General features: G+C 42.8%; 27 protein-coding genes. 14 read left to right on the forward strand and 13 right to left on the reverse strand.

Features of this window, described 5'->3' with window-relative positions; genetic code table 11:
• Nucleotides 1–42 precede the first annotated feature (42 nt).
• From SD449_RS07165 to SD449_RS07175, 3 genes are all read right to left on the reverse strand, one after another.
• Nucleotides 43–1,545 (reverse strand): G-D-S-L family lipolytic protein, encoded by a 1,503-nt coding sequence (locus SD449_RS07165; protein WP_318309609.1) that lies wholly within the window; start codon nt 1,543–1,545, stop codon nt 43–45.
• A 136-nt stretch (nt 1,546–1,681) separates the two neighbouring features.
• Nucleotides 1,682–2,452, reverse strand: a complete 771-nt coding sequence (locus SD449_RS07170; RefSeq protein WP_318309611.1) for an alpha/beta fold hydrolase — start codon at nt 2,450–2,452, stop codon at nt 1,682–1,684.
• Nucleotides 2,452–3,168, reverse strand: a complete 717-nt coding sequence (locus tag SD449_RS07175; protein WP_318309613.1) for a pyridoxine 5'-phosphate synthase — start codon at nt 3,166–3,168, stop codon at nt 2,452–2,454. Before SD449_RS07175 ends, SD449_RS07170 begins: the two co-directional genes overlap by 1 nt.
• An 86-nt stretch (nt 3,169–3,254) precedes the next feature.
• Here SD449_RS07175 and SD449_RS07180 point away from each other — a divergent pair, with 86 nt between their 5' ends.
• The 8 genes from SD449_RS07180 to murI all read left to right on the forward strand — a co-directional run bounded on the left by SD449_RS07180 (nt 3,255) and on the right by murI (nt 11,315).
• Nucleotides 3,255–3,911, forward strand: coding sequence for a CBS domain-containing protein (locus tag SD449_RS07180; RefSeq protein WP_318309615.1), 657 nt, complete (start codon nt 3,255–3,257; stop codon nt 3,909–3,911).
• A gap of 1 nt (nt 3,912) precedes the next feature.
• Nucleotides 3,913–4,794: an NAD kinase gene (locus SD449_RS07185; protein WP_318309617.1), complete on the forward strand. Its 882-nt coding sequence runs from the start codon at nt 3,913–3,915 to the stop codon at nt 4,792–4,794.
• Between the two features lie 112 nt (nt 4,795–4,906).
• A complete protein-coding gene (porG, locus tag SD449_RS07190) occupies nt 4,907–5,590 on the forward strand; it encodes a type IX secretion system protein PorG (RefSeq protein ID WP_318309618.1) in 684 nt (227 codons plus the stop codon).
• Nucleotide 5,591: 1 nt separating this feature from the next.
• Nucleotides 5,592–6,332, forward strand: coding sequence for an isoprenyl transferase (locus SD449_RS07195; protein ID WP_318309620.1), 741 nt, complete (start codon nt 5,592–5,594; stop codon nt 6,330–6,332).
• Nucleotides 6,304–8,970 (forward strand): outer membrane protein assembly factor BamA, encoded by a 2,667-nt coding sequence (gene bamA, locus SD449_RS07200; RefSeq protein ID WP_318309621.1) that lies wholly within the window; start codon nt 6,304–6,306, stop codon nt 8,968–8,970. The genes SD449_RS07195 and bamA overlap by 29 nt, the downstream gene beginning before the upstream one ends.
• Nucleotides 8,971–9,068: 98 nt before the next feature.
• Entirely contained in the window at nt 9,069–9,890 is an 822-nt protein-coding gene (locus tag SD449_RS07205; RefSeq protein ID WP_318309622.1) for an OmpH family outer membrane protein, read from the forward strand.
• Between the two features lie 49 nt (nt 9,891–9,939).
• Entirely contained in the window at nt 9,940–10,449 is a 510-nt protein-coding gene (locus SD449_RS07210) for an OmpH family outer membrane protein (RefSeq protein ID WP_318309623.1), read from the forward strand.
• 86 nt (nt 10,450–10,535) lie between these two features.
• A complete protein-coding gene (gene murI, locus SD449_RS07215; RefSeq protein ID WP_318309624.1) occupies nt 10,536–11,315 on the forward strand; it encodes a glutamate racemase in 780 nt (259 codons plus the stop codon).
• A gap of 55 nt (nt 11,316–11,370) precedes the next feature.
• Here murI and SD449_RS07220 read toward each other — a convergent pair whose 3' ends face one another.
• Both SD449_RS07220 and SD449_RS07225 read right to left on the reverse strand, forming a co-directional pair.
• On the reverse strand, nt 11,371–11,862 hold the full coding sequence (locus SD449_RS07220) for a dihydrofolate reductase (RefSeq protein WP_318309625.1): 492 nt from the start codon (nt 11,860–11,862) through the stop codon (nt 11,371–11,373).
• Nucleotides 11,859–12,251, reverse strand: coding sequence for a 2TM domain-containing protein (locus SD449_RS07225; protein ID WP_318309626.1), 393 nt, complete (start codon nt 12,249–12,251; stop codon nt 11,859–11,861). The genes SD449_RS07220 and SD449_RS07225 overlap by 4 nt, the downstream gene beginning before the upstream one ends.
• A gap of 54 nt (nt 12,252–12,305) precedes the next feature.
• On the opposite strand from SD449_RS07225, the gene SD449_RS07230 reads away from it, so the two are divergent.
• Both SD449_RS07230 and SD449_RS07235 read left to right on the forward strand, forming a co-directional pair.
• Nucleotides 12,306–13,397, forward strand: a complete 1,092-nt coding sequence (locus SD449_RS07230; RefSeq protein WP_318309628.1) for an aminotransferase class V-fold PLP-dependent enzyme — start codon at nt 12,306–12,308, stop codon at nt 13,395–13,397.
• Between the two features lie 145 nt (nt 13,398–13,542).
• The gene (locus tag SD449_RS07235) at nt 13,543–13,839 is read left to right on the forward strand and encodes an isoamylase early set domain-containing protein (RefSeq protein WP_108244834.1); all 297 of its coding nucleotides are present in this window, start codon (nt 13,543–13,545) and stop codon (nt 13,837–13,839) included.
• 172 nt (nt 13,840–14,011) lie between these two features.
• Here SD449_RS07235 and SD449_RS07240 read toward each other — a convergent pair whose 3' ends face one another.
• Nucleotides 14,012–14,437: a Dabb family protein gene (locus SD449_RS07240; RefSeq protein ID WP_318309631.1), complete on the reverse strand. Its 426-nt coding sequence runs from the start codon at nt 14,435–14,437 to the stop codon at nt 14,012–14,014.
• 244 nt (nt 14,438–14,681) lie between these two features.
• Between SD449_RS07240 and SD449_RS07245 the strand changes: the two genes are divergently transcribed.
• Complete coding sequence (locus tag SD449_RS07245) at nt 14,682–14,900, forward strand: hypothetical protein (protein ID WP_207033764.1); 219 nt, start codon at nt 14,682–14,684, stop codon at nt 14,898–14,900.
• Nucleotides 14,901–14,920: 20 nt separating this feature from the next.
• On the opposite strand, the gene SD449_RS07250 is transcribed toward SD449_RS07245, so the two are convergent.
• The 7 genes from SD449_RS07250 to SD449_RS07280 form a co-directional block, all read right to left on the reverse strand.
• Nucleotides 14,921–15,652, reverse strand: a complete 732-nt coding sequence (locus SD449_RS07250; RefSeq protein ID WP_207033762.1) for an HNH endonuclease — start codon at nt 15,650–15,652, stop codon at nt 14,921–14,923.
• Between the two features lie 624 nt (nt 15,653–16,276).
• Nucleotides 16,277–17,101: a thymidylate synthase gene (locus SD449_RS07255; protein WP_318309634.1), complete on the reverse strand. Its 825-nt coding sequence runs from the start codon at nt 17,099–17,101 to the stop codon at nt 16,277–16,279.
• A gap of 262 nt (nt 17,102–17,363) precedes the next feature.
• Complete coding sequence (locus tag SD449_RS07260) at nt 17,364–17,723, reverse strand: four helix bundle protein (RefSeq protein WP_318309636.1); 360 nt, start codon at nt 17,721–17,723, stop codon at nt 17,364–17,366.
• 120 nt (nt 17,724–17,843) lie between these two features.
• Nucleotides 17,844–19,304, reverse strand: coding sequence for a NupC/NupG family nucleoside CNT transporter (locus SD449_RS07265; RefSeq protein WP_318309638.1), 1,461 nt, complete (start codon nt 19,302–19,304; stop codon nt 17,844–17,846).
• Between the two features lie 9 nt (nt 19,305–19,313).
• Nucleotides 19,314–19,943 (reverse strand): bifunctional nuclease family protein, encoded by a 630-nt coding sequence (locus SD449_RS07270; RefSeq protein WP_318309640.1) that lies wholly within the window; start codon nt 19,941–19,943, stop codon nt 19,314–19,316.
• A 90-nt stretch (nt 19,944–20,033) separates the two neighbouring features.
• Nucleotides 20,034–21,002 carry an electron transfer flavoprotein subunit alpha/FixB family protein gene (locus SD449_RS07275; RefSeq protein WP_318309641.1) on the reverse strand — a complete coding sequence of 323 codons (969 nt, stop codon included), beginning with the start codon at nt 21,000–21,002 and terminating at the stop codon, nt 20,034–20,036.
• Between the two features lie 16 nt (nt 21,003–21,018).
• Nucleotides 21,019–21,765 (reverse strand): electron transfer flavoprotein subunit beta/FixA family protein, encoded by a 747-nt coding sequence (locus tag SD449_RS07280; protein ID WP_318309642.1) that lies wholly within the window; start codon nt 21,763–21,765, stop codon nt 21,019–21,021.
• Nucleotides 21,766–21,933: 168 nt separating this feature from the next.
• On the opposite strand from SD449_RS07280, the gene SD449_RS07285 reads away from it, so the two are divergent.
• The 3 genes from SD449_RS07285 (at nt 21,934) to SD449_RS07295 (ending at nt 26,172) form a co-directional block, all read left to right on the forward strand.
• Complete coding sequence (locus SD449_RS07285) at nt 21,934–22,914, forward strand: pyruvate dehydrogenase complex E1 component subunit beta (RefSeq protein WP_318309643.1); 981 nt, start codon at nt 21,934–21,936, stop codon at nt 22,912–22,914.
• 157 nt (nt 22,915–23,071) lie between these two features.
• Nucleotides 23,072–25,567 (forward strand): DUF5686 family protein, encoded by a 2,496-nt coding sequence (locus SD449_RS07290; RefSeq protein WP_318309645.1) that lies wholly within the window; start codon nt 23,072–23,074, stop codon nt 25,565–25,567.
• Nucleotides 25,568–25,644: 77 nt separating this feature from the next.
• Nucleotides 25,645–26,172, forward strand: a complete 528-nt coding sequence (locus tag SD449_RS07295) for an inorganic diphosphatase (protein WP_318309646.1) — start codon at nt 25,645–25,647, stop codon at nt 26,170–26,172.
• Nucleotides 26,173–26,198 lie beyond the last annotated feature (26 nt).

Raw genomic sequence — 26,198 nt, forward strand, 5'->3', positions numbered from 1 at the left:
CACCGAATTTCGGTGCCTTTAAGATAAGAAAATAATGTTTGTCTAGTCAATATATAGTCCTGTGTAATCCAAAGGATTGACACCGGGCAAATTCGAATTGTATTTTGTATTGATGGCTTCGATGAAGGCATTGGCCACAATGGCATAACCTCTTGGCGAGGGGTGGACCCCATCCAAGGAGAACCCTCCACCTGTGGCGAATGTGGCAGTTACAACACTACCGTCTGCTTGTTGGAATCCCGTGGTGTTGAGTTGGTTCAAAAGTGAATTGGCATCCACAAAGGCAAGGTCATAAGCGGTTGCCAAACCAGCAATGGTTTGGTTGTATGCTGTTAGAGCAGTCTCAATGGTCGTTTGCTCTTCTGGTGTCAACACCCACTTGTCCGCCAAAGGAACCGCAACACCATTTATCGATGTTGGGTTATTTGGGTCGGCAAGCGTACCTATAAAAGTTCTGGAAGTAAGCACCATTAAGTCGTCTGCTGTAGCTTGTCTCATGTTGATCAATGCTGGGTTGAACCCTGTCAAATCCGTTAAATCTTCATCAATGATAACTACGGCATTGCCTTCACCAGCGGAAAACGAAATGGTCCGTTTGGCCAATTCATCTTCGGTAATTATGCTAAGTTGTTGCAACTGCAACAAACCGGCATTGTACGCTCCATAAGCTTCGGCGCTGTTCAGATAAGCTGCCGTTGCTGCATCCAATGGAATTGGGTTGTGCGGTACTGTGGTGAAATAAGGAATGTCGGTAACATTTGGCAAATTGGCGATTACGCCATCGGCTCCATTGGCGGTCATGGCCTGAAGCATAGCGTCCAAAGACCCAGCAAAAACATTGGGGTCGGTAATGTCGTTTCTGGAATAGGAACTTGGGTCCAGATTTCCGGCTTGGTCTACTCCCGTACCTCCTCCGGTTGCGTAGAGCAAAATATCATTGGCTCCGGCCCATAGGGTGAAAAATGTAGCTCCCTGAGCAGCAGCATCCCCAATTACAGTGGCGGATTCGGACGATGAGAATCTTGCAAAATAAGGGTTTGCCGTTCCCATGGCCACGCCTGTAACGCTACCATACCCGGGTGCCAACAATTCATAACTTTTAGCTCCGGGAACACCCATGTTGTTGTAGGTGCCGGTCAATTTGTTTGAAATTTCAGTGGAGCCTTGCCCTTCAACTGGAACTGGGCTTGGACTTTCGCCCAAAAAAGACAATATCAATCTGTTACTGGATACTGGAGTTCCTTGAAGCGTCATTCCTCCCAAATTGTCGGCCATAAAAGGGATTTCAAAATTTCCTCCCCCGGCCAGGGCAAAATTAGCGGCAAGCATATTCGGGAAAGAGGCTTCCTGTCCTGCCCTAAAAAGAGCATTGTCCGAAAAACCTGCGGTCAATGAATTTCCTATGGCCACGTAGTTCGTAAAATCTGCAGTTCCTGAAGTATATTCCACTGGATCTGGTCCAGTCGTTTCGGGTGGGGTTGTATCATCTTCACATGCAATCAAGAATAAGCCTAGAAACGGGAGTAAGGCATACAACTTTTTCATATCAAAAATCTGTTACAGTTAGTTTATGTTAATTGTTATGGTAAGAACCAGAATTAACCAAATCTATATCAAATTTGTCATACAGACAATTAAATGGGTGAAAAAATTATGCATGCATAATAAAATATGCCAAATTTTAAGAATTTAGGAACTCTAGGCTTTTTTGGAAAAACTGTTTTGGATTCTCCGCATGAAGCCAATGCCCCGATTTTTCTATGGTTTCGACCTCGGCTTTTGGAAAATGTCTTTTGATTTCGGGGAAGTCCTGTGGCTGGATATACTCAGACCTATCACCACGAAGAAATAGGGTTGGACCGTTATAAACGGCATTTGAAAAGATATTTTCGCCGATTTCCTCCATTCGGTCCTTCAATACTTCAAAATTGAAACGGAAACCCAGTTTTTCCTTTTCGACCCAATATAGGTTTTTAAGCAAAAACTGCCGAATACCCCTTTCCTTGATATGTTTTGACAATTCCTCGTCTGCTTCACGTCTATCGGATATTTTATCAAAATCCAGTTGGGAAAGCCCGTTGAGGATAAAATCGTGGTGGGGCGGATAATATTTTGGTGCTATGTCCGCTACGATCAATTTGGTTACCCTATCGGGATGCGAGGTTGCCAATTGCATGGCGGTCTTGCCTCCCATGGAGTGTCCCATTACCAAGGAGGAATTTATGTTATGATGATCCATGTAATTGATGACGTCATTACTCAGTAGATCATAATTAAACTCTTCCGAATGAAAACTTTTACCATGGTTTCTTTGGTCTATCAAATGGACTTCAAATCCATTTTCGGAATATTGGCTCCCGAGGGTCTTCCAGTTGTCGGACATGCCCAAAAAGCCATGTAGGATGATGAAGGGCCGGCCTTCGCCCAATATTTTTGAATGTAGTATTTCCATTATTTTAATCGGTGTAAGTACATGTTCACTACATTTTCAAGGCCAAGATAGAGCGATTCACAAATCAATGCATGCCCTATGGATACCTCCAAAAGGTGTGGGATATGTTCTTTGAAAAATTTAATGTTGTCCAAGCTAAGGTCGTGCCCCGCGTTGAGTCCCAGTCCTACTTGGTGTGCCATTTCGGCAGCTTTTACAAATGGTGCGATTCCACCTTCTTTGTTGCCTTTGGAAAATTCATGTGCAAAGCTTTCGGTGTAGAGTTCCACACGGTCCGTACCTGTTTCTGCCGCGCCCTTTACCATTGCGGGATCGGGGTCCACAAAAATTGACGTCCGGATTCCATTTTCCTTAAAGGTTTTGATCACATCGATCAAAAAATCCTTGTGTTTGATGGTGTCCCAGCCTGCATTAGAGGTAATGGCATCTTCGGCATCGGGCACCAAAGTCACCTGTGTGGGCTTTACCTCTAGCACTAAATCAATGAATTTTGGAACAGGATTGCCCTCAATATTGAATTCCGTGGTCACCACTTTTTTGAGGTCGCGTGCATCTTGGTAGCGGATGTGCCGTTCGTCGGGTCTTGGGTGGATCGTGATGCCCTGCGCACCAAAAGATTCAATGTCCTTGGCGGAAGCTATCAGGTCGGGCACGTTGCCTCCCCTAGAATTTCGCAAAGTGGCCAGTTTATTTATGTTGACACTCAACTTTGTCATGGAGTTCTTTTTTAGATTGTCAAAAATAAGAATTCGGCATGCCTTTTGCCATTTTAAATTAGTATTTTGCACCTAATTGAAATGTTATGTACATCCAAGACAAAATAATCAACACGGTTCCTGTTTTTGAAGTATCCGAAACCTTGAAGGATGTTATCACCTTTTTTAAGGAGACCACATTTTCCCATGTCGGGATTGCGGAGAACGGTACTTATTTGGGATTGCTTTCCGAAAACGATTTTGCCTGTTTTGAACCTGAAAAGAAGATTGACGATTTTCGGTTTGAAATGGAGGACTTTTTCGTGACCAAGGAAACGGCGTGGTTGGATGTATTGGAAATGTTCTCCAGGAACGAGGCGAACATACTCCCCGTATTGGACGAAAACCGTTTGATCCTGGGATACTACGACCTCGAAGATGTGGTCGATGTTTTTATAGACACACCGTTCTTTAGGGAACCAGGAGCTATTTTGGTCGTTTCTATCGGGATAAAGGATTATTCGTTCAGTGAGATTGCCCAGATCGTGGAAGGAAACAATGCCAGATTGTTGGGGGCGTTCATCACGGAGTCCGAGAACGACATTGTTCAGATCACCCTAAAAGTGGGCACGCAGAGTTTGAACGAAGTCGCACAGACGTTCAGGAGGTACAACTACACCATCGTTTACGGAAACAGCGACGATCAATTCCTGGAGGATCTAAAGCAGCGTTCCGACTATTTGGAAAAATATCTTAACGTTTAATATGAAAGTAGCCATATACGGTCAGTCTTTTCAAAAAGAGGACCAGCTCTGTGTAGAGGAACTTTTGGACGAATTGAAAAAGCTGGATGCTACCGTTTACGTTGAGGAAAACTTTAATAAGCTCGTGGCCCAGATTACCAAGGAGCAGGTCAAGGGAACTTTTACCCAATCCAAAGGATTGGATTCCACATTTGATATGTTCGTGAGTTTTGGGGGCGATGGCACCATGTTGCGTGCCGTTACCTATATCAAGGACTACGGAATCCCAATTGTAGGTGTGAACACGGGCCGTTTGGGTTTTTTGTCCACCTTTAAAAAAGAAAATGTACGAAGGCTTGTCACCGAGTTTGAAGCTGGACATTATACCATAGAGCAGCGGACCTTGGTAGAGGTGGAGCTCAATTCGGACCTTGATGAGTTTGACGGGCTTAATTTTGCACTCAACGAAATAACCGTCAGCCGAAAGGATACCACATCCATGATCACGGTGGAAACTTGGTTGGACGACGAATATTTGACTTCCTACTGGTCCGATGGACTTATCGTATCAACACCTACCGGGTCTACTGGATATTCCCTGAGCTGCGGTGGTCCAGTCATCGCACCTTCTGCAAAATCATTGGTACTTACGCCCATTGCGCCGCATAACCTTAATGCCAGGCCCCTCGTCATTTCCGATAATACGCAGATCAGGCTAAAGGTCTCGGGCAGGGAGCAGAACCATTTGGTTTCTTTGGATTCACGCATTGCCGATATTCCCAACGGAAAGGAAATTCGAATCAAAAAAGCGGACTTCACCATTAAAATGATCGAGTACAAATCCGAAAGCTTCCTTAAAACATTGCGCAATAAACTACTTTGGGGGGAAGATAGACGCAATTGATACCATCAAAAACAATAAAAGGAGCGAAAAACTGTTTATCAAGGGAGAACAATTCTAAACATATATCTATTGACCCTCCTTTACTCTTAATTCTTGAAACTTTTTGGATAGTATGCGGATAGTTTTGGCTATTTTTCTATGTTGTGTGGTCAATGTAAGCGCACAGACCTACGAGATAGGCGTTTTTGCTGGTGGAGCCAACGTAATAGGCGATGTGGGAAGAACCAATTATGTTTTGCCTTCGGGCCCGGCATTTGGCGGTATTTTTAAATGGAACAAGGGAAAACGATACGCCTGGCGTGCAAGTGTGCTCTATGGTTCGGTGACTGCCGACGATAACAAATCAAGCATGGAATCCAGACAAGAGCGCGGTTATGTGGTCGATAATTCCATATTGGAGTTCTCCGCAGGACTCGAAATCAACTTTGTTGAATATAACCTTCATAAGCTCGGACCCGCCTTCACACCTTACCTATATACAGGTATTACTTACTTTCGATACGATTTTAATTATATTGATGCCCTTCAAATGCAGGATATTAACCAAAAAGAAGGTAGTTTTGCAATTCCAATAACGGTTGGGGCTAAGTATCGTTTAAATCAATTCTTGATTCTTGGAGCCGAAATTGGGGCCAGATATACTTTTACGGACAATTTGGACGCAAGTAACCCAGAAGGTTCCAATTTTGAGCAATTCCGATTCGGGAACATATTGAGCGACGACTGGTACGTTTTTACAGGTATTACATTGACATATACCTTTGGACGTAAGCCTTGCCAGGATTGTTTTCAATAAAATGCACACACTAGAAGACGTAGATAAGGAGAAATTACCGCGGCATGTGGCCATAATCATGGACGGCAATGGCAGATGGGCCAAACAGCGCGGCAAGATGCGAATGTTCGGACATGAGAACGGGGTAGAGGCCGTTAACCAGACCGTAGAAAGTTGTGCAAGGCTCCAAATTCCCTTTTTGACACTCTATGCATTTTCAACAGAAAACTGGAAACGCCCCAAAACGGAGGTGGATACCCTAATGCGGCTTTTGGTCAACGTCCTTAAAAAGGAGCTGAAGACCTTGAACAAGCACAATATTAGGTTACGGGCCATCGGAAGGATCGATACATTGCCCGAAAAAGTCCATAAAGAGCTTAGCGAAGTCATGTCGAAAACCGAAAATAATTCGGGCATGACCCTAACGCTTGCATTGAGCTATGGCTCGCGGGAAGAGATAAAAACAGCCGTTCAAGAGATTGCGGCCAAAGTTAAAAATAACATAATTTCCCCCGAAAATATTGACGAAACAGTTATAAATACACATCTTTACGCGCACTTTTTGCCTGATGTAGACTTACTTATCCGCACCAGTGGGGAATGTAGGATAAGTAATTTTTTACTTTGGCATATAGCATATGCCGAATTATATTTTATTGATGTATTTTGGCCGGATTTTAGAGAAAACCATTTGGTAGAGGCCATATTAAGTTACCAAAATAGAGAACGACGATTTGGAAAAACTAGCGAACAACTTAACTAAGGGTATCAACTTCATACTTTCAACCCTTATTATTCCATTACTTTTATTTTCGGCCCAAGGCCTTGCTCAAGAGACCTCTTTTGAAGAGGGCAAGCAATACATATTGGGCGGATTGACCGTAACCGGCCTACAGAGCTATAATGAGCAGACCGTGAAAAGCTATACGGGCCTGCGTGTGGGGCAGCCCATTAAGGTGCCCGGGGACGAAATAAGTGCAGTGATCAAAAAATTATGGAACTTAGATTTGTTCAGTAATGTGGAAATGTTCTACACCAAAATCGAGGATGATAAAATATTCTTGGAACTGAATATTACCGAGCGGCCAACACTGAACAATGTTACCGTTTATGGCGTCAAAAAGCGTAAGGTTGAGGATATCATTGACGATACTGATCTTAAGAAAGGAAAAAAGATAACAGAGAGTTTGATTGCCAACACCAAGAACTACCTTCAGAACAAATATAAAAAACAAGGCTATCTCAATGCCAAGGTAAGTATTGCCACCACCGCCGATACCACAGGGACCAATGTACAGAACATGGTGGTCAATGTAAACAAAGGGGACAAGGTAAAGATAAAGAGCATCAATTTTGAAGGGAATGAAAAGCTTTCCAACAAAAGGCTGAGAAAATCCCTGAAAAACACCAAAAAGAAGAAATTTTACCGCTTTTGGAAGAAATCCAAATTCATTGAAGAGGATTATGAGGAAGATCTTTCAAATTTGGTGGACACCTATGCTGAAAGAGGTTACAGGGATGCTAGGATACTCTCTGATACTTTTGTAAAGCTGGATGAAAAAAACATCGCCCTTACCATTAAAGTGGAGGAAGGGGACAAATATTATTTCGGGGATATCGACTTTGTCGGAAATTCAGTTTACACGGATAGACAGTTGAGCCAAGTTTTGGGAATCAAAAAGGGAGATACCTATAATGGCGTATTGCTCAAGGAGCGCGTTGCGGATGCTTCTGACCCCGATGCAAACGACTTGACCAACCTTTACCAAAACAACGGATACCTGTTCTCCAGTATTAACCCTGTTGAGGTTTCGGCCGTGAACGACACCATTGATTTTGAAATTCGGATCATCGAGGGAAAAGAGACATTCTTGGACCATGTAACGGTTTCAGGTAACGACAAAACCAATGACCATGTTATCTATAGGGAAATAAGAACAAGGCCCGGACAAATCTATAGCAAGCAGAATATTGTAAGGACCATTCGGGAATTGGGCCAGCTTGGCTTTTTTGATGCCGAACAGATTGTTCCGGACATCCAAAACCCCGACCCCAATGCAGGAACAGTGGACGTGAATTATAGTTTGGTGGAATCCGGCTCCAGTCAAATAGAGCTTCAAGGTGGTTTTGGAGGAGGAGGGTTTATCGGTACCCTGGGACTGTCCTTCAGTAATTTCTCCTTAAAAAATATTTTCAATAAAGAAGCCTACAAACCGGTACCGATGGGTGACGGACAAACCTTTGCCCTGCGTTTGCAGGCCAGTAGAACGTTCCGTGTGTATAGTTTGAACTTTTCCGAACCATGGTTGGGCGGTAAAAAGCCAGTAAGGTTCAATCTGTCCCTATCAAGAACACAGCAGTTTGCAACGGGCTATAACCAAAATGGAAGATTGGATGTGGATAAATCCAGGGGGTTCGCCATCACGGGGGTTTCCGCCGGATTGGCCAAAAGAGTGCAGTGGCCCGATGATTTCTTTACCTTGTCCCACTCGGTAACATATCAGTTGTACGACTTTAATAACTACAATAGCGGTCTGTTCAATTTTGGTAACGGTAGTTCCAACTCATTGAGCTATACCTTTGGAATTTCCAGAAGTTCCCAGGGTCCAAGTAGAATTTTCCCAATGTCAGGTTCCAATTTTGAACTTACGGCGAAATTCACTCCTCCTTACTCTCTATTTAGCAGTAAGGACTATAAGCAGTTGAGCAATGACATTGACTCAACTACCGAACGGTTGTTCGAGCTTCAGAGTATTGATAATAGGAATGCTGAGCAAGAATTGGAGTTAAATCAATTGGGCAGGGAGTTGGAAAGTATGGAAGAGGAAAGATTCAAACTGTTGGAGTACTACAAGATAAAGTTCAAGGGAGACTGGTACACCCGCATTGTGGATAAACTTGTCCTGCGTACCAATGCTGAATTTGGATTTTTAGGTGCCTATAATCATGATATTGGAGATGTACCCTTTGAAAGATTTTATGTGGGAGGAGATGGACTAGGTAACTTTACGTTGGATGGTAGGGATGTAATACAATTACGTGGTTACGAGAACCAGTCTTTGACCCCATACAGTAATAACCCCATTACAGATAGGTTGGAGCAAGATGGAGGTACAATTTATAATAAGTTCTCATTGGAACTTCGTTATCCCCTCACTTTGAAGCCTTCAGCGTCCATTTATGCCCTGTCATTTTTGGAAGCAGGGAATGCCTTCAACAATTTTAATGACTATAATCCGTTTGAGTTAAAAAGATCTGCCGGAGTGGGGCTACGTATTTTTATGCCGGCATTCGGACTCTTGGGAATCGATTTTGGTTACGGCTTCGATACAGACGCCCGTCCAGGATCTGTCGGACCAAGTGGCTGGCAAACGCACTTCATCATCGGGCAGCAGTTTTAATCCAGAAAAAAATCGTGAAGGCTAATTTGTAAATCGTTCATTATAAATAAATTAGTAATTTTGGCACGATATTTTCTATGTAAAATGCGGAATCAAAGATGAATACCAAAGTTCTTTTATCATTAGTTGTTTTGATGTCGTCCCTATACGGGTTTTCCCAGCGCGGTGTGCGCATAGGATATGTGGATATGGAGTATATCCTCGAAAATGTGGAGGAATACAGGGACGCTACCGAGCAGTTGAATGCAAAGGCCCTAAAATGGAAGCAGGAAATCGAATTGAAGCAAAGTGTCGTTGATCAAATGAAAAAAGATCTAATGGCCGAAAAAGTGCTCCTTACCGATGAACTGATCTTGGAGCGTGAGGAGGAAATCCAGATTTTGGAAAAAGAAATGCTGGATTATCAACAAAACCGTTTTGGGCCGCAGGGGGATCTGGTCTTGCAAAAGCAGCTTTTGATACAGCCGATACAAGATCAAGTGTTCAATGAAGTCCAAAAAATAGGAGCAAATAAAAGATACGATTTTATTTTTGATAAATCCGCAGATGTTGTAATGTTGTACTCCGAAAAAAGACACGATATCAGTGACTTGGTCTTAAGGGAGATAGGACGCACACGAAAAATAAGTGCATCCAATAAAAAAGAAGAGGAACAAAGCCGTTTGGAACAGTTCCAAGAAGAGGAAGATGACATTAGCGATGCCCTAAGGGAAAGACAGGAACAAGCAGCCGAGGCCCTAGAGGAAAGAGAAAAAGCGGCCGACGAAAGAAGGGCCGAAAAATTGCAGGAAAGGGAAGAACGGAAGAAAGCATACGAGGCAAGAAGAAAAAAATTACTGGAAGAGCGCGAAGCCCAGCGAAAAGCCAAATTGGAAGAGCGAAAAAAAGCGCAAGAACAACAAAAGGATTCAATAGGATAATGTATATTGAAACACTAAATTTAAAGTCAAAATAGTAACGTTGAGAATCATGAAAAATGTAAAAAGGATTGCAGTGGCCCTAGTATTGTTTGTTGCGGCTACGGGTTTTGTAAATGCTCAGAGCAAGATTGCGCATATTAATGTACAGCAATTGTTGTCTGAAATGCCGGAGATGAAGGCTGCGCAAGCTGAATTGAAGAAATTGCAAGAAACCTACAGAGCAGATCTACAAAGCTCCATGACCGAGCTTCAAAACAAGTATACCCAATACCAAAATGAGGCCACTTCCAAAACAAGGGAAGAAAATGAGCAAAGAGCGGTAGAGCTCCAAGGGTTTGAAAAGAATATCCAAGATGCCGAACAAGCTGCCATGCAGGAAATGCAAAAGAAACAGCAGGAATTGTTCGCCCCTATCTCTGAAAAAGCGAAGGCGGCCATCGAAAAAGTGGCAGCGGCGAAAGGTTACGATTACGTCATCGACGCTAGCCCGGGATTGAGCCTTATCGTTTCCAAAGGCCCAGACCTTTTGCCAGAAGTAAAGAAAGAATTGGGCTTCTAAGCCTTTTATTCAACATATTCAAAAAGCCGCTTTTATTAAAAGCGGTTTTTTTTGTGCCATATTCGTTTAAGAAGTTATTTTTAAGCATGCCAAGACCAATAGGAATTTTTGATTCAGGGGTAGGTGGGACTTCCATCTGGAAAGAGGTGGCCAAAATGCTTCCTCAAGAAAGCACCATATATTTGGCCGATAGCGCCAATGCCCCCTACGGCGAAAAATCAAAAGAAGAGATTCAGCGGCTGAGCATCAAGAATACGGAGTATTTGCTCAGTTCGGGCTGCAAAATAATCATTGTGGCCTGCAATACCGCCACCACAAATGCCATCGACTACCTACGTTCCCATTTTAACGCTCCCTTTATTGGTATCGAGCCAGCTATAAAACCCGCAGCATTGCAAACCAGAACCAAAAAGGTGGGGGTTTTGGCTACCAAGGGCACCTTATCCAGCAGTTTGTTTCACAATACCTCCAAGCTCTACGCAGAGGGAATTACCGTTCTTGAAAAAGAAGGAAAAGGATTGGTGGAACTTATAGAAGCTGGCAAAATCGATTCTTTGGAGATGAGAAGCTTATTGAGCAGTTTTTTGCAACCGATGCTCGACCAGAATATCGATTGTTTGGTACTGGGCTGCACCCATTACCCATATCTGATCCCGGTATTGAAGGAGATGATGCCGGACCACGTGACCATTATCGATTCGGGAGAAGCGGTCGCACGGCAGACCAAGGCCGTTTTGGAGAAAAATAATTTGCTTACGGATGGTGACTCCCAACCCGAACATATCTTTTATAGCAATGCCGATGTAACAGTTCTTAAAGACTTGATAGATCAACCCTCCGCGCAAGTTTCCTATCTGGATTTCTAATCGAATAAAACGGTCATTCCCAAGATTCCGATAGTTATGGCATCGGGATAAAAACTTATTTTCTCTGGTATGTGAGGTATGTAAAATCGTACTTGTGCCGCTCATCCTTTGGATGATATTCCTCCTTTAACAGTTCCCATTGTTCCTCATCGATTTCTGGAAAAAAGGCGTCCGCTTCAAAAGTGCCGTGCACACGGGTCAGTTCTATGTGGGTGGCGCGGTCCATGGATTGTTTGTAGATCTCGCCCCCGCCAATAATGTAGGCTGTTTCGTTGTCCTTTACCAGGTCAAGGGCTTCCGTTAAGGAATGGACAATGGTACAGGGGAACTTTGGGGTATAGTCCTCGTCCCGGGTAATGGCAATATGCGTGCGGTTGGGCAAAGGTTTTGGGAAGCTTTCCAAGGTCTTTCTGCCCATAATGATCTTATGTCCCGATGTCAGGCTTTTAAAACGTTTAAAATCATCCGGTAAATGCCATACCAAGTCGTTGTCCTTGCCAAGGGCATTGTTTTCGGCCGCGGCCGCAATAATGATCAATTTTCTCATTGATCTTTTTTTTTATTGATGTTGGAAAGCGGAAAGTCTGTTTCTATTTCCTTTTGGATTTCGCTGATACGCTTTTTTTGAAGGTTTACCAATCGCTCGCGTTGCTGGCGTTCCCAATCTTGCCCCATAAATTTATGTGTAACAAAAACATTAAAGGCATGTAGGGCAACCAAAAAGGCCCAAACTAATACGATCCAAATGGACCAATCGTACCCTTCCCCATACTTGAGGACCTTGTTGGCAAGGATCAAAAAAATACTTCCGATCAAAAAAATCACAAAATGGGAGAATAGCCTTTTCTTTTGTTTGATGCGTTTGTGCGCATTTTCCAAAAGTTCGTGCTGCTCCAAATCTATTTCCGACTTCTTCTTTTTACCAAATGACAACATGGAATGGCTATCTTTATCAACAAAGATAACTGAATTGTACCCAAAAATCCTGTAATGCAAAATCTAAGAAAAAAATTCCCTGTTCTTAATCAATGTATTTATGCCAATACAGCCTCTGCCGGCCTATTGAGCGAAGATTTGATGGAGTGGCGCCAGGGCCACGACCTTGATTACCTTATCGGCGGCAGCGAAATGAAGAACAAGGGCTTTGCCCATATGCCCGAAATAAAAAAGGTAGTGGGGAAATTTTTTAATTGCAAGGACGAAAATGTAGCCCTGGTCCCTAATTTCACCTTGGGGTTTAACTTGTTGTTGGAAGGATTGCCCAAGGATAAAAAAGTATTGCTGGTCAATAAGGATTACCCAAGTGTCAACTGGCCGTTCGAGACCAGAGGTTTTGAACTCGACCATGTGGATGCCGATGAACATATGGAAGAAAACATCCATGCCAAGGTAAAGAAGGGTGATATTGATGTTCTCGCCCTCAGTTTGGTGCAATGGGTAGATGGGGTCCGAATCGATTTTGATTTCCTAAAAAGTCTGAAGAAGGAGTTTCCCAACTTAATGATCATGGCCGATGGCACACAATATTGCGGCACCGAGCCTTTTGATTTTGAGGCTTCCGGAATCGATATTTTGGGTGCAAGTGCTTACAAGTGGTTATTGGCAGGATACGGGAATGGCTTTTTCTTGGTGAAGGATGCGGTCATGGACCAATTTGAGCTACGGGGCATTGGGAACGGCTCTGTGAACAACGATGCTTCCAAACGGAACAGCATCACGTTCTGTAAGTTTTTGGAACCCGGCCATCTGGATTCCTTCAATTTTGGGAGCTTGGAGTTTGCACTTGATTTTCTGGATGACTTTGGTCTGGAAAATGTACAGGCCCAGCTGCAAAAACTCTCTAAAAGAGCGTTGTCGGTATTTTCGGAATTGGACCTTTTGCAGCCATCCATCACTAAAAGAAAAGTGCACAGTACCATTTTTAATATAAAGGGGGACGAGAAGCTTTTCCATAAACTACAGGAGGAAAACGTGGTCGCTTCGCCCAGGGGCGGTGGTATCCGTTTAAGCTTCCATTTTTATAATACAGAGGAGGAAATAGATGTAATTGCCACACTTCTAAAACGCTGGTCCTCAAAATAATAATTGGTAAAAAAGGGCAATCTTCTTTGCTAAAAGTGATCTTGTGGTTAGGCAGATTTTATCAAATTGATAAATCGATTATAACTAATTGTAAATAAGATGTTTTATGTATTGCTTTGTACCTGAATTAAAAAAAATTGGTACCATGGCAATTAAAAAACAATACCTAAAAAGTAAGCCCGTTTGCAAGGTAACTTTCACGGTTCCTGCAGATGAGGCAGAGACAGTTGCAGTAGTAGGGGACTTCAACAAATGGAATCCCAAAAAGAGCGGCTTAAAGAAATTGAAGAACGGAACTTTTAAAGGTACGTTTGAACTACCTGTGGAGAACAGCTACGAGTTTAGATATTTGATAGACGGCAACTATACCAACGATGGTGAGGCCGATCGTTACCAATGGAACGATTATGCCGGAACCGAAAATGCCGTTCTAGAAGTTTAAAAACACTATCCGCCGTCCGCTTGCCCCAAAGCTGATGGCGGCTTTTCTCAACTGCTTTCTTCATCACCCTGAACCTGTTTCAGAGTCCCATAAGATTTTGGTATTATTGGATGAGATGCCAAAACCTGCCTTTGCCGGCAGCCAGGCGAGTTCAGCATGACGTACCAAAAAATTATTCTGTCCAGTAATCCAACACCGTGACATCTGCAATGTGTGGGCCGGCGATGTCGCCAAAAGCCACATGGTCGGGGTGGGTGAGGTAAGTGTCACGATCAGCTTCGCTGTCAAAAGTTAAAAGAAAACAATGGGTAAGTCCTTTGTTCAGGTTCTCCGGGCTGTTGTTTGTGCCCCACTCGTATCCTTTTATTTCGGAAATTTTTGATGGCAATGCATTAAAGGCTTCTTCCACTTGTTGTATTTCTTCTTCGGATGAGGTCTCCTTAAATTTGAATAATACTACGTGGCGCAATTTTGGTGAATCGATGGCTTCGGTTTCTTTCACGGTCTTTTCTTCCTCTTTTTCGGTGGTTTCATTTTTGGCTTGCTCGCCACAACTGGCGAACAACAATGCGGCAAATAGGGTGATAATGGGTTTCATGGGCTTAATATGATTTAATTCAAATGTACAATTTTGAATAGATTCATCTGGTTTCTGTTTCCATCTCTTCCTTAGCGTCACCCTGAACCTGTTTCAGGGTCTCACGAATTTTTATAGTGACTAATGAGATGCTGAAACCAGTTCAGCATGACCATTCGGCTTTTGGTATATGTATTGGTTTTGGTAAACTGAGGTCATAATTTGTTATGACACTTTATTTATTTGAGTAGATTACATTTGAATCATGACCGAAAGCGAGAGAAAATTTTTGGACTTGTTTGAAGATGCTTATGCATCTCCTTTAGATCTGGCCAAAGAATTGGAGTTGGGAATTGACATGCTTTTTTATTTGGAAGAAGGAGTCTTTTTGAGAAGGGAAATCCAAAATGTGGCCGCTGCTTTGCGGGGTATAAGTACGGTGTTGAAGAGTTGTGATTGGCACGAGCCAAGAGGCTCGCGGTAGCAGGGGCCATTAGGCTCAAACTAGTGCCGTATTTTAATTAGTTTCTTTAATTCGCTAATACTAAGAGTGTCTAGTTTACGGTGTAGCATTCTATGACAATTGGCGCAGACCAAAGCTAAATCATTCATTTTAGTAATTGTTTCTGCTTCTATTTCGGATAATGGTTTTTTGTGATGACATTCTATAAATCCCTCTCCCAATTCACCATACATTTTAAAGAAATCAAATCCACATACTTCACAATCCAATTTTCCATGAATTTTTAAATAGCCATCTTTTTTCTTTTTGTTGAGCTTTGAATTGCGTTCTCGATACTTGTGTAATTTATAGATTACTTTACCTTCTTTTACTTCTGGCTCGTCATCTTCTTCGTAATTATCAATTTGGTACAAGTTTCCTGTCAATTCTGAATTGGAAACAGTATTTTTTATTTGATTTGCGATTCTATGTAACCCATTTACATCATCTTCAAATTCAAAGAAAATTTTTTCATCCAACTTGCTATATCTATCCATTCCTTTGCCCTCATATTTTGGGTCAATTGCCTTAAAGTTGTTTAGTTTCATGGATACGCCATTTGGATTTCTAAACTTCGTGCTGTCTATTCTTTCTTTGTGGATTGGAAGTTTGTTTAGTATTTCGGAAACAGCAATTACTTTGGGGTTTTTACTGTCCATTTCTCTTGACTCAATATTGTGATATAGGTCGAGAGCGAGAATGATTTCATCTCGATGCCATTTAGGAGGTTTCATATGAGGTTTTATATACAACCCAAATTACTAAAAGTAACTCTAGCTATGTCCTCAAATCTATGAAAAACTAATTAACACTATGAGTTCAATATCGCAACCACTCCTTTGAGATGCGGATGTGGTCAGTTGTTCAGGATCTATTCAGCCAAAATTGTCAACCTTCATGTTCAATGCGCATGGTTAACGACCTATAATACTGGCATATTTGATTATTTTAGGATCTGTATTGTTACTATATGAATGGAATTTTACAGTAAACATTAAATGCTGCAATTGTTTTTCTCTTGTCCAAACACCTGAATTTGTCATTATTTAATTTGGCTTATTTTTAGGTTATGAACTTGGTAATCACAGATTAATTCGTTCAAAAGACTTTTCGTTATATCAGAACCTCCAGGTAATATATGCATGAAAATCTCAACTCTGTCATCCACAGTAAGAGTGTTCAGCTTTTCGTCATCGCGAAAGAATTGCATAAACACTTCTCGTGTCATCTCTTTATATTCACATTTCATCAGTTGTAAAGGATTTCAGTTTAAACCAAACTGTATTTTTCAATAAATAAGAATCAATAGTGCATTAATGCAAGTTAATTGTGTCTTTTCAAATTACTTCCCATTAAATTCACACCGCAACCACCCCCTTAATATGAGGATGTGGGTCATAGTTCAATAGCTCAAAATCATCAAAGGTAAAGTCAAAAATATCCTTTACTTCGGGGTTCAATTTCATGGTGGGCAAGGGGCGCGGGTCACGGCTCAATTGCAGTTCCACTTGCTCCATGTGATTGTTATAAATATGGGCGTCACCAAAGGTGTGGATAAAGTCTCCCGGTTGATAGCCACAAACTTGGGCCATCATCATGGTAAACAGAGCGTAGGACGCAATGTTGAACGGCACTCCCAAAAAGATGTCCGCACTACGCTGGTACAATTGGCAAGAAAGTTTGCCATCCGCCACATAAAACTGGAAAAAGGCATGGCAGGGTGGGAGTGCGGCCTTACCGTTCGCCACATTTTCGGAAAACGATACCGATGTATCGGGCAGCACGCTGGGGTTCCAAGCGGAAACCAACATTCTACGGCTATTGGGGTTGTTCTTCAAGGTTTCGATAACTTCCTTGATCTGGTCGATTTCCTCGCTGTTCCAATTCCGCCATTGGTGTCCGTACACAGGACCAAGGTCGCCGTTTTCGTCCGCCCATTCGTTCCAGATACGCACGCCGTTCTCCTGCAAATAGGCAATATTGGTGTCCCCCTTTAAAAACCATAACAATTCATGGATGATGGATTTGAGGTGCAGTTTTTTGGTCGTTACCATGGGGAATCCTTCGGAAAGGTCGAACCGCATCTGGTAGCCAAAAACGCTCAAGGTTCCTGTTCCCGTGCGGTCCCCTTTTTGGTTCCCGTGCTCCAATACGTGCTTTAAAAGGTCGTGGTACTGTTTCATGCTGTCTGTTCCGTTACTAATGTCATTTCGAGTGGTTTTCCGCTAGCGGAAAATTGTATCGAGAAATCTTATCCGATTAAACTTTGGTCATCTCGACATCCCTTCGACTACGCTCAGGTTAACAGCTCGATATGACAAAAAATCAATCCATCGAAATTACTTCAATAAGTGTTTTTTGGAAACAAAAAGGCAAAAGACTTATGAAGAGTTTATTAACTGTGAGGAGGTGAAGGGTAATGGTAAAAGGGTTAAGGGTAAAGGGTCAATGGTTTGACCTGATATATTTTATCAGGGACGCCATGCCTCTTTGCAGTTTTTGAATGTTTTGGATAGCGGATTCTGCTTTTTCAGGAGTGAGAAATTCTAAATCTTCACAAAGTATAATATGTGATTCGAGTTCATACGCCGAACCTAAACTGATTTGAAGGAATCGAACAAAATCTTTTTGGGAATGCTTACTGCACCCTTCGGCAATGTTGGCTGGAATGGAAATAACGCTTCTTTGAATTTGTGGAATCAATCCAAATCGTTCAGAATCTGGGATAAATTGGGTAAGCTTGTATGTCTCTTTCACTAAAACCCTTCCATCTTTCCAAACATTCAACTCTCTAAAGTTTCTCATAACTATGTACGTTTATAAACTTTGAGGTTGAATTCTATATTTTATTCTCCTGACTGCTAAAAGGACCTTTCATCCTTTACCCAAAACCTTTTACCTTTTTACCAATAGCCTTTCTCCTGACTATCCTAAAATCGTCCCAGCAATGGTCGCGGACAACAATGAGGCCAATGACCCGCCCAAAACCGCCTTCATTCCAAAAGAGGAAAGTACTTTACGTTGACCGGGCGCCAATGACCCTATACCTCCAATTTGAATACCGATGGAGGCAAAGTTGGCAAAGCCACAGAGCATGTAGGTGGCCATGATTACGGATTTGTTGTAAGTGAAGTGCACTCCGCTTGCCACATTTTTAAGATCGGCCAATTGAATGTACCCGACAAACTCACTAGCTGCTAGTTTGATCCCTAGCAACTGGCCCATAAGCATCACATCCTCATTGGCAACACCGATAAGCCACATGAGCGGTGCAAATATGGTTCCCAGGATGGCCTCCAATGAGAATTCCGTGTAAGGTGAATTGGCAGCAATCCAACTATTGATCGCAGTAATATCACCGACCCAGCCCAAGATTCCGTTGATCATGGCAATAAAAGCCACAAAAACCAAAAGCATGGCCCCGACGTTCAAAGCAAGTTTAAGGCCTTCGGTAGTTCCGTTGGCAATGGCATCCAGAATGTTGGCGCCTATTTTTTCGGAAGACACCTCCACATCGGTGTTGACCTTCTCGGTCTGTGGATACAATATTTTTGAAATAACGATTGCTCCTGGTGCGGCCATTACGGATGCAGCCAAAAGGTGTTTGGCGAAGACCAAGCGAAGTTCTGGGTCATCTCCTCCTAAAAACCCAATGTAAGCTGCCAAAACGGCTCCAGCAACGGTGGCCATGCCACCTACCATGACCAAGAGGATCTCGGACTTGTTCATTTTTTCCAAATAGGCTTTGATGAGCAGGGGTGCTTCGGTCTGTCCGAGAAAGATATTACCTGCCACGGAAAGGCTTTCCGCTCCCGATATGCCCAAACTTTTGGAAAGCAGCCATGCCATCCATTTTACCACGACTTGAATCACTCCCAAATAATAAAGTACCGAGGTCAACGCCGAGAAAAATATAATGGTGGGCAATACTTGAAAAGCGAATATGTAGCCAAAGGTATCCATGTCGACCACGAGTCCCTCAAAGAGAAACTGGCTTCCGGCACGGGTAAAATCCAATATGCTGACGAAAACGCTTCCGACTTGTTCAAAAATATATTGTACAAAAGGGACTTTGAGGACCCCAATGGCTATCAGCACTTGCAGTGAAAGTCCTATTCCGACGGTTTTCCAGTTGATGGCCTTTCTGTTGGAACTGAACAAAAATGATATCAGAATAAGCACCGCCATCCCGAGGGCACCACGTAAAAAGGTGATAAAGGTAAACCCTTGGTTGGGTATGATCTCTGCCGTGTCCTGTTGGGTAACGGTTTCCGTAATCGTGGAACCAATAGCAACGTTAAGGGAGTCTGCGGGCAATGAATTTTGGCCGAAAGCGACCGAACAAATGAATAGAAGTATCAGTAAACCTAGGGTCTTTTTCGCCATGTACTTGGTTTATTTGCGCTTGGAAATTTCATCCCTTAATTTGGCTGCCTTTTCGTAATCCTCGCTGGCCACCGCCTTATCCAATTCGGCATGTAGCTCCTGCAAGGACATTTCCCGGTATCCATGTGCATCCGACCCCGATTCTATCTCAACAGCTTCTCCTTCTTGCAGGATTTCGTCGACCATAATGCTGTCGTCCTCGTCCTCTTCCTTTTCTTTGGAAGAGAATTTTAGGAATATCCCGGCTTTGTCCAAAATAGTTTTATAGGTAAAAATTGGGGCATTGAACCTTAGTGCCAAGGCAATGGCATCGCTGGTCCTGGCATCGATGATCTCTTCGTGATTATCGCGCTCACAGATAATACTGGAATAAAACACGCCATCTACCAATTTATGGATGATGACTTGCTTGACAACAATCTGGAACCTGTCCGCAAAATTCTTGAACAGGTCATGGGTCAAGGGTCTGGGCGGTTTTATCTCCTTTTCCAGTGCAATGGCAATGGACTGTGCCTCAAATGCGCCGATTACAATGGGAAGTTTTCTGTCTCCTTCCTCTTCATTTAAAATAAGGGCATATGCGCCATTTTGTGTTTGGCTGTATGAAATACCCTTGATTTTTAATCGTACTAAACTCATATATCTCCTCCTAAAGCAAAAAGGCCGTTCAAATAAGTGACTTTGTCAGATATCTGAACAGCCCCTTGCAATGGGCAAATTAACAAAAAATTAAGCGTTTTGGGCTTTAAATTCCTTTAATTTTTCGATGAGTTCTGGCACTACTTCGAAGGCATCCCCTACAATTCCGTAATCAGCGGCCTTAAAGAAAGGCGCTTCGGGATCATTGTTGATGACCACTTTTACTTTGGAAGCATTGATTCCGGCCAAATGTTGAATGGCCCCGGAGATTCCGATGGCAATGTAAAGATTGCTCGCAACCGGTTTTCCAGTTTGCCCTACGTGCTCGCTGTGCGGTCTCCAGCCCATATCGGAAACTGGCTTGGAACAAGCTGTTGCCGCTCCCAGAACATCGGCCAATTTCTCGATCATTTCCCAGTTTTCAGGTCCTTTGAGTCCGCGACCTCCGGATACCACAATGTCGGCGTCTGCAATGGTGGCTTTGCCCACCACGCGATCAACCTCCACGGATTTCACACTAAAGGCATTGTCGCCGAAGGATGGGCTAAATTCCCCTACTGAAGCGGAAACGTTATTTTCCACTACCCCGAATGCGTTACTGGATAAACCGATGATTTTGATGTCCGAGGAAACCTCGGTCATGGCAAACCCTTTGTTACTGAAAGCGGTTCGCTTGACCACGAAGGGCGAAGTGCTCTCGGGCGCCGCAACAACATTGGGCACATAGCCGGCATTTAGTTTGGCCGTAAGGATGGGGGCCAAAAATTTGCTGTCCGCGCTGGAACTCAATATAATTACTTTTGCATCCTCCGCTTGGGCCGCTTGGGCCAATGCATCGGCATAGGCCTTAGCGTTGAAGGTGCCCAGGGAATCATCGGTAATCTTTAGGACCTTGGATACGCCATAAGTTCCCAATGAGTCGTCGTTATCGGAATTAAAAGTAACCGCCGTAACCGTAGTCCCTAAATCTTGGGCCACTTTATGTGCGTAAGAGGCCACTTCAAATGCATTTTTTTTGAATTTTCCCTTAAGGGATTCTGTATATACTAATACTGACATAATTTCTTAATCTTGTTTAGATAACTTTTGCTTCGTTGTGCAGTAGTTCGACCAATTCTCCAACATTGCCGGAATCGACCAGTTTAACCGGTCCTTTGGCCGCAGGTTTTTCAAATTTTTGATCTTGGGTCGGTTGGGGCGCTTCAACAGGTTCCACGATATTCAATGACTTTTTACGTGCCATCATGATTCCCCTCATATTGGGAATGCGAAGGTCGCTTTCCTCTACCAAACCTTTCTGTCCACCGATTACCAATGGGAGCGAAGTGCTTATTTTTTCTTTACCACCATCAATTTCACGAACTGCGGTTGCATTGGTTCCATCTATTTCCAAACCTATACAGGTATTTACAAAGTTCATGTCCAGCAAAGTGGCCAATATACCCGGCACCATGCCGCCATTGTAGTCTATGGATTCCCTTCCGGCAATGATGAGGTCGTACCCTCCATTTTTGATGACTTCTGCCAGTTGTGTGGCAACAAAAAAACCGTCCTTTGGTTCGGCATCCACCCTAATGGCCTCATCGGCCCCAATGGCCAAAGCTTTTCTGATCGTAGGTTCGGTCTGAGGGCCGCCTACCGTGGCCACATGTACCTCGGCGCCTTGTTTTTCCTTGAACCACATGGCCCTAGTAAGTCCGAACTCATCATTAGGATTGATAACAAATTGAACCCCGTTTGTGTCAAACTGGGTATTTCCTTCCGTAAAATTGATTTTGGAAGTAGTATCCGGTACGTTGCTAATGCAAACTAAAATCTTCATATATACTTTGGGTTTATATCTCCAAATATAGTTATAAAATCCGAAATTTATTATGCATGCATAATAAATTTTGTTCTTTTTTTTAGTTTTAGCCCAAGTAAGTTTCGGCTAGTTTTTGCTATTTTTGCTAGCGCTTTTAGGCAGACTATAAATATTTAGTACGATTCAATGAAAACATTACAGTTTAGGGAGGCAATAGCCGAGGCTATGTCCGAAGAAATGCGAAGGGATGATACCATTTATTTAATGGGTGAAGAGGTTGCCGAGTACAATGGTGCTTACAAGGCCTCAAAAGGCATGTTGGACGAATTCGGGCCAGAGCGCGTTTTGGACACCCCAATTTCAGAACTTGGCTTTGCCGGTATAGGGGTAGGTTCCGCAATGAACGGCAACAGGCCCATTATAGAATTCATGACATTCAATTTCTCCTTGGTGGGAATTGATCAAATTATAAACAACGCCGCCAAAATCCGTCAAATGTCCGGTGGGCAGTTCAATTGCCCGATCGTATTTAGAGGCCCTACGGCTTCTGCGGGACAGTTGGCCGCTACGCACTCCCAAGCTTTTGAAAGCTGGTTTGCAAACACTCCTGGACTTAAAGTGGTGGTTCCATCGAACCCAGCGGATGCAAAAGGTTTGTTGAAATCCGCAATCCGTGATGATGACCCTGTAATTTTTATGGAATCAGAGCAAATGTACGGTGACAAGGGTGAGGTGCCCGAAGGAGAGTACACCATTCCATTGGGAGTGGCAGACATCAAAAGAGAAGGTACAGATGTGACCATTGTTTCCTTTGGAAAAATCATCAAAGAAGCTTACAAGGCGGCGGATGAATTGGAAAAAGAAGGGATAAGCTGCGAGATCATCGATTTGAGGACAGTTCGTCCTATGGACCATGAAGCTATTTTGACTTCTGTAAAAAAGACCAACAGAATGGTGATTTTGGAAGAGGCTTGGCCTTTTGGAAATGTGGCCACCGAAATTATTTACCACGTTCAGGACAAAGCATTTGATTATTTGGATGCCCCAATCGTAAAATTGAACACTGCGGATACCCCCGCACCATATTCTCCAGTACTTTTGGCTGAGTGGTTACCCAATCATGAAGATGTCATTAAAGCTGTTAAGAAAGTGTTATATAAGCTCTAGAATCATATTTGTAAAGTTATATTAGCCCCGTCAACATTGTTGATGGGGCTTTTTTAGGGAATATGTTTTGATTACAAATTAGTTTGAACCAAATTTGACCTAACGTTAAATGGGGATGAATCTGTATGTTTATTCCTTATGTCCCTTACATCTGCCTATGAAAAGAATCCTTTCCGTTTTTTTTCTATTATTTATTACCTGTATCACAGCACAGACGAAAATCGAAGGTGTAGTTTCCGATGACACCGGAATGCCGATTGCCTTTGCCAATATTATTTTTGTAAACTCTTCCGAAGGAACCATTACTAACGACAATGGTCACTTTTATATGGAGTCCGACGAGACCTATGATGCCATCAAGGTATCCTTTATCGGCTATGAGACCATTGAGATCCCCCTTGGACAAAAGGTGACCTACGGAATGGAAATTGTGCTAACGGAGTCTACCGAGCAGCTTCAAGAAGTGGTGGTCTATACCGGAAAGCAATCCAAAAAGAACAATCCCGCTATTGATATTCTCCGAAAAATATGGGCCAAGAAACGGGAAAACGGTGTCCGCAAATTCAAGCAATACCAATACGATAAGTATGAGAAAATTGAATTTGACCTCAATACCATTGACAGCGCCCTGATAAAAAGTAAGTTGTTCAAAGGATTGGAATTTATGTTCGAAGATCTGGATACTTCCCGTATCACTGGAAAAACGTATCTGCCTATATTTTTGAACGAAACTTTTTCCAAAGTGTATGGCGATAATATCATGGACAAGGAGAAAGAAGATGTTTTGGGCAATAAAAACTCCGGTTTCAGTGGCAATCAGGCCATAACCGCGTTTGTAGAGGACCTCTATTCCGATTACGACATTTACAATAACTACCTCAAATTTTTCGATAAGAGTTTTACCAGTCCATTGTCCAAAACGGGCATCGATGTGTATAATTATGTATTGTCGGACAGTACTTTTATCGATAACAAGTGGTGCTACAACATTATATATTACCCCAGACGAAAGAACGAACTCACCTTTAAAGGGGATTTTTGGGTAAACGATACCACCTTTGCCATCAAAAAAATCAATCTTCAGGTTACCAAAAGTGCCAATATCAACTGGGTAAAGGAAATTTACATTGAGCAGGATTTTGAGGTGGTCAGTGATTCGGTCTTTTTGCTGAAGCGTGATTACATGCTGAGCGATTTCAGTTTCTCCAAAAAAGAGGAATCCCGAGGTGTTTATGGCAAACGAACCACCGTTTTTGATAACTATAACTTTAACAATCCACGGTCCGAAGATTTTTACAAGGCCGTATCGGATCCCTACGACCCACGGGTGTTCTCGCAGGATAGTATTTTTTGGGAAAATGCCCGTCTAGAGCGTTTGAACGAGGACGAATCGGGAATTTTCAAATTATTGGATACCTTAAAAACAGTGCCCAAGTTCCGAACCTACTACGACATTGTCAGTATTCTAGGGTCGGGTTACGTCGAAATCGATAAATGGAATGTTGATATCGGCGACATTTACAGCACTTTTGGTTATAATGATGCAGAGGGAATAAGACTCAGAGGTGGCGCAAGGACCTATTTTGGCCAAAACGATCTATGGCGATTGGAAGGATACATGGCCTATGGCTTTAAAGACAAAAAATTTAAACATGGTTTTTCGGGCAAGTTCTTGCTCGATCGAAAGAACAGGCTCATCGTTTCGGGAGGAAACCGAAGGGATATCGAACAGTTGGGATTAAGCTTGACCAGCACCAACGATGTCATGGGAAGGAGCATAGCCTCCTCATCCCTGGTAACCGTGGGTTCCAATAACCGTTTGACCAATATCAACCTTTCCACCTTGAGCGTGGAAATGGAACCGATAAAGAATTTCAGAATTGATGTTGGCGGGTCGTTTAGAACGCTCAGTTCTGCATTGCCCGAAGCATTCAGTTTGGATTACGTAGATCCCGATTCACCTATGGGCATCTCCTCTGAAATAAAACAGTTCGATCTTAGCACAACTTTGATCTATACCCCAGGAAAGCGGACTATAGGTTATGGTGTGGAGCGTTCCAATATCAATGACGATTATAGCACCTTGGTTTTAAAATACACCAAAGGTGTGGATGGTTTTCTGGAAAGTGATTTTGATTATGAAAAAATTCAATTTTCCTATCAGCAGCCGTGGCAAATTGGAGGTTATGGCAGGTTGACCAGCAGTGTGGAACTCGGCAAGACCTTTGGTGCCGTGCCTTTGGGATTGTTGAGCGTAATCCCAGGCAACCAGACACTGTTTTCCCTGTACAATGTTTTTCCCAATCTGGATTTTTACGAATTTGTGACCGATACCTATGCCACCGTGCATCTGGAACACAACTTCAACGGACGTTTGTTTTCACGGATTCCATTGTTACGTAAGCTGAATCTAAGGGAAATTGTTGGGGTAAGAGGGGCCTGGGGGCAACTGTCCGAAGAAAATATTGCCCTGAGTGCACCTACAAATATCCCTTTAATGGCACCCGATGACCAGATCTATTGGGAATATTCGTTTGGTGTTGGGAACATCTTCAAAATTCTTCGCATAGACTTTAACTTTAGGGGGAACTATCTCCAAAATCCGGATGCAAGGGCATTTGGAATCACAGGAACCTTTGGATTTAATTTTTAATTCATACGAAACAGTCCAATTTATGCGGGCTATTCCAGTTGTACTGGTTATTTTTGCAGAATAAATATATCATTAACATGGCAAAAAAACCACGTATTACCTTTGATGTACTTGTGGAAATTCCAAAAGGAAGTAGAAATAAGTATGAATACGATTTTACCCTCAACAAAATTCGATTCGATCGAACGTTATTTTCTTCAATGATGTATCCTGGCGATTATGGGTTTATTCCAGAGACATTGGCTTTGGATGGCGACCCGTTGGATGTTCTGGTTCTTTGTACCGAGCCCACGTACCCCATGGTCGTTGTGGAAGTAAAGCCTGTTGGGGTATTCCATATGACAGATGAAAAAGGTCCTGACGAAAAGATTATATGCGTTCCGGTCTCCGACCCAATTTGGAGTAAAAGGGACGATATCAGTGAATTGAACCCGCACCGTCTCAAAGAGATCGAACACTTTTTTCAAGTGTATAAAGACTTGGAAGAGAAGAAGGTAGATACCGGGGGCTGGGGAGATGTGAATGAAGCCATACAAATCTATCATGAGTGTGTTCAACGCTACGAAGATAGCGACCACAAAAAAAGAAGGGAATATACCATATAGATTACATAAATATAACTTTAAAAAAA

The organism is Flagellimonas crocea (genome assembly GCF_033441595.1).
GTDB lineage: Bacteria > Bacteroidota > Bacteroidia > Flavobacteriales > Flavobacteriaceae > Flagellimonas > Flagellimonas crocea.

Coding starts and splice junctions, on each gene's coding strand:
- SD449_RS07165 (WP_318309609.1), bottom strand. CDS start 1,545: ATGAAAAAGTTGTATGCCTTACTCCCGTTTCTAGGCTTATTCTTGATT.
- SD449_RS07170 (WP_318309611.1), bottom strand. CDS start 2,452: ATGGAAATACTACATTCAAAAATATTGGGCGAAGGCCGGCCCTTCATC.
- SD449_RS07175 (WP_318309613.1), bottom strand. CDS start 3,168: ATGACAAAGTTGAGTGTCAACATAAATAAACTGGCCACTTTGCGAAAT.
- SD449_RS07180 (WP_318309615.1), top strand. CDS start 3,255: ATGTACATCCAAGACAAAATAATCAACACGGTTCCTGTTTTTGAAGTA.
- SD449_RS07185 (WP_318309617.1), top strand. CDS start 3,913: ATGAAAGTAGCCATATACGGTCAGTCTTTTCAAAAAGAGGACCAGCTC.
- porG (WP_318309618.1), top strand. CDS start 4,907: ATGCGGATAGTTTTGGCTATTTTTCTATGTTGTGTGGTCAATGTAAGC.
- SD449_RS07195 (WP_318309620.1), top strand. CDS start 5,592: ATGCACACACTAGAAGACGTAGATAAGGAGAAATTACCGCGGCATGTG.
- SD449_RS07205 (WP_318309622.1), top strand. CDS start 9,069: ATGAATACCAAAGTTCTTTTATCATTAGTTGTTTTGATGTCGTCCCTA.
- SD449_RS07210 (WP_318309623.1), top strand. CDS start 9,940: ATGAAAAATGTAAAAAGGATTGCAGTGGCCCTAGTATTGTTTGTTGCG.
- murI (WP_318309624.1), top strand. CDS start 10,536: ATGCCAAGACCAATAGGAATTTTTGATTCAGGGGTAGGTGGGACTTCC.
- SD449_RS07220 (WP_318309625.1), bottom strand. CDS start 11,862: ATGAGAAAATTGATCATTATTGCGGCCGCGGCCGAAAACAATGCCCTT.
- SD449_RS07225 (WP_318309626.1), bottom strand. CDS start 12,251: ATGTTGTCATTTGGTAAAAAGAAGAAGTCGGAAATAGATTTGGAGCAG.
- SD449_RS07230 (WP_318309628.1), top strand. CDS start 12,306: ATGCAAAATCTAAGAAAAAAATTCCCTGTTCTTAATCAATGTATTTAT.
- SD449_RS07235 (WP_108244834.1), top strand. CDS start 13,543: ATGGCAATTAAAAAACAATACCTAAAAAGTAAGCCCGTTTGCAAGGTA.
- SD449_RS07240 (WP_318309631.1), bottom strand. CDS start 14,437: ATGAAACCCATTATCACCCTATTTGCCGCATTGTTGTTCGCCAGTTGT.
- SD449_RS07245 (WP_207033764.1), top strand. CDS start 14,682: ATGACCGAAAGCGAGAGAAAATTTTTGGACTTGTTTGAAGATGCTTAT.
- SD449_RS07250 (WP_207033762.1), bottom strand. CDS start 15,652: ATGAAACCTCCTAAATGGCATCGAGATGAAATCATTCTCGCTCTCGAC.
- SD449_RS07255 (WP_318309634.1), bottom strand. CDS start 17,101: ATGAAACAGTACCACGACCTTTTAAAGCACGTATTGGAGCACGGGAAC.
- SD449_RS07260 (WP_318309636.1), bottom strand. CDS start 17,723: ATGAGAAACTTTAGAGAGTTGAATGTTTGGAAAGATGGAAGGGTTTTA.
- SD449_RS07265 (WP_318309638.1), bottom strand. CDS start 19,304: ATGGCGAAAAAGACCCTAGGTTTACTGATACTTCTATTCATTTGTTCG.
- SD449_RS07270 (WP_318309640.1), bottom strand. CDS start 19,943: ATGAGTTTAGTACGATTAAAAATCAAGGGTATTTCATACAGCCAAACA.
- SD449_RS07275 (WP_318309641.1), bottom strand. CDS start 21,002: ATGTCAGTATTAGTATATACAGAATCCCTTAAGGGAAAATTCAAAAAA.
- SD449_RS07280 (WP_318309642.1), bottom strand. CDS start 21,765: ATGAAGATTTTAGTTTGCATTAGCAACGTACCGGATACTACTTCCAAA.
- SD449_RS07285 (WP_318309643.1), top strand. CDS start 21,934: ATGAAAACATTACAGTTTAGGGAGGCAATAGCCGAGGCTATGTCCGAA.
- SD449_RS07290 (WP_318309645.1), top strand. CDS start 23,072: ATGAAAAGAATCCTTTCCGTTTTTTTTCTATTATTTATTACCTGTATC.
- SD449_RS07295 (WP_318309646.1), top strand. CDS start 25,645: ATGGCAAAAAAACCACGTATTACCTTTGATGTACTTGTGGAAATTCCA.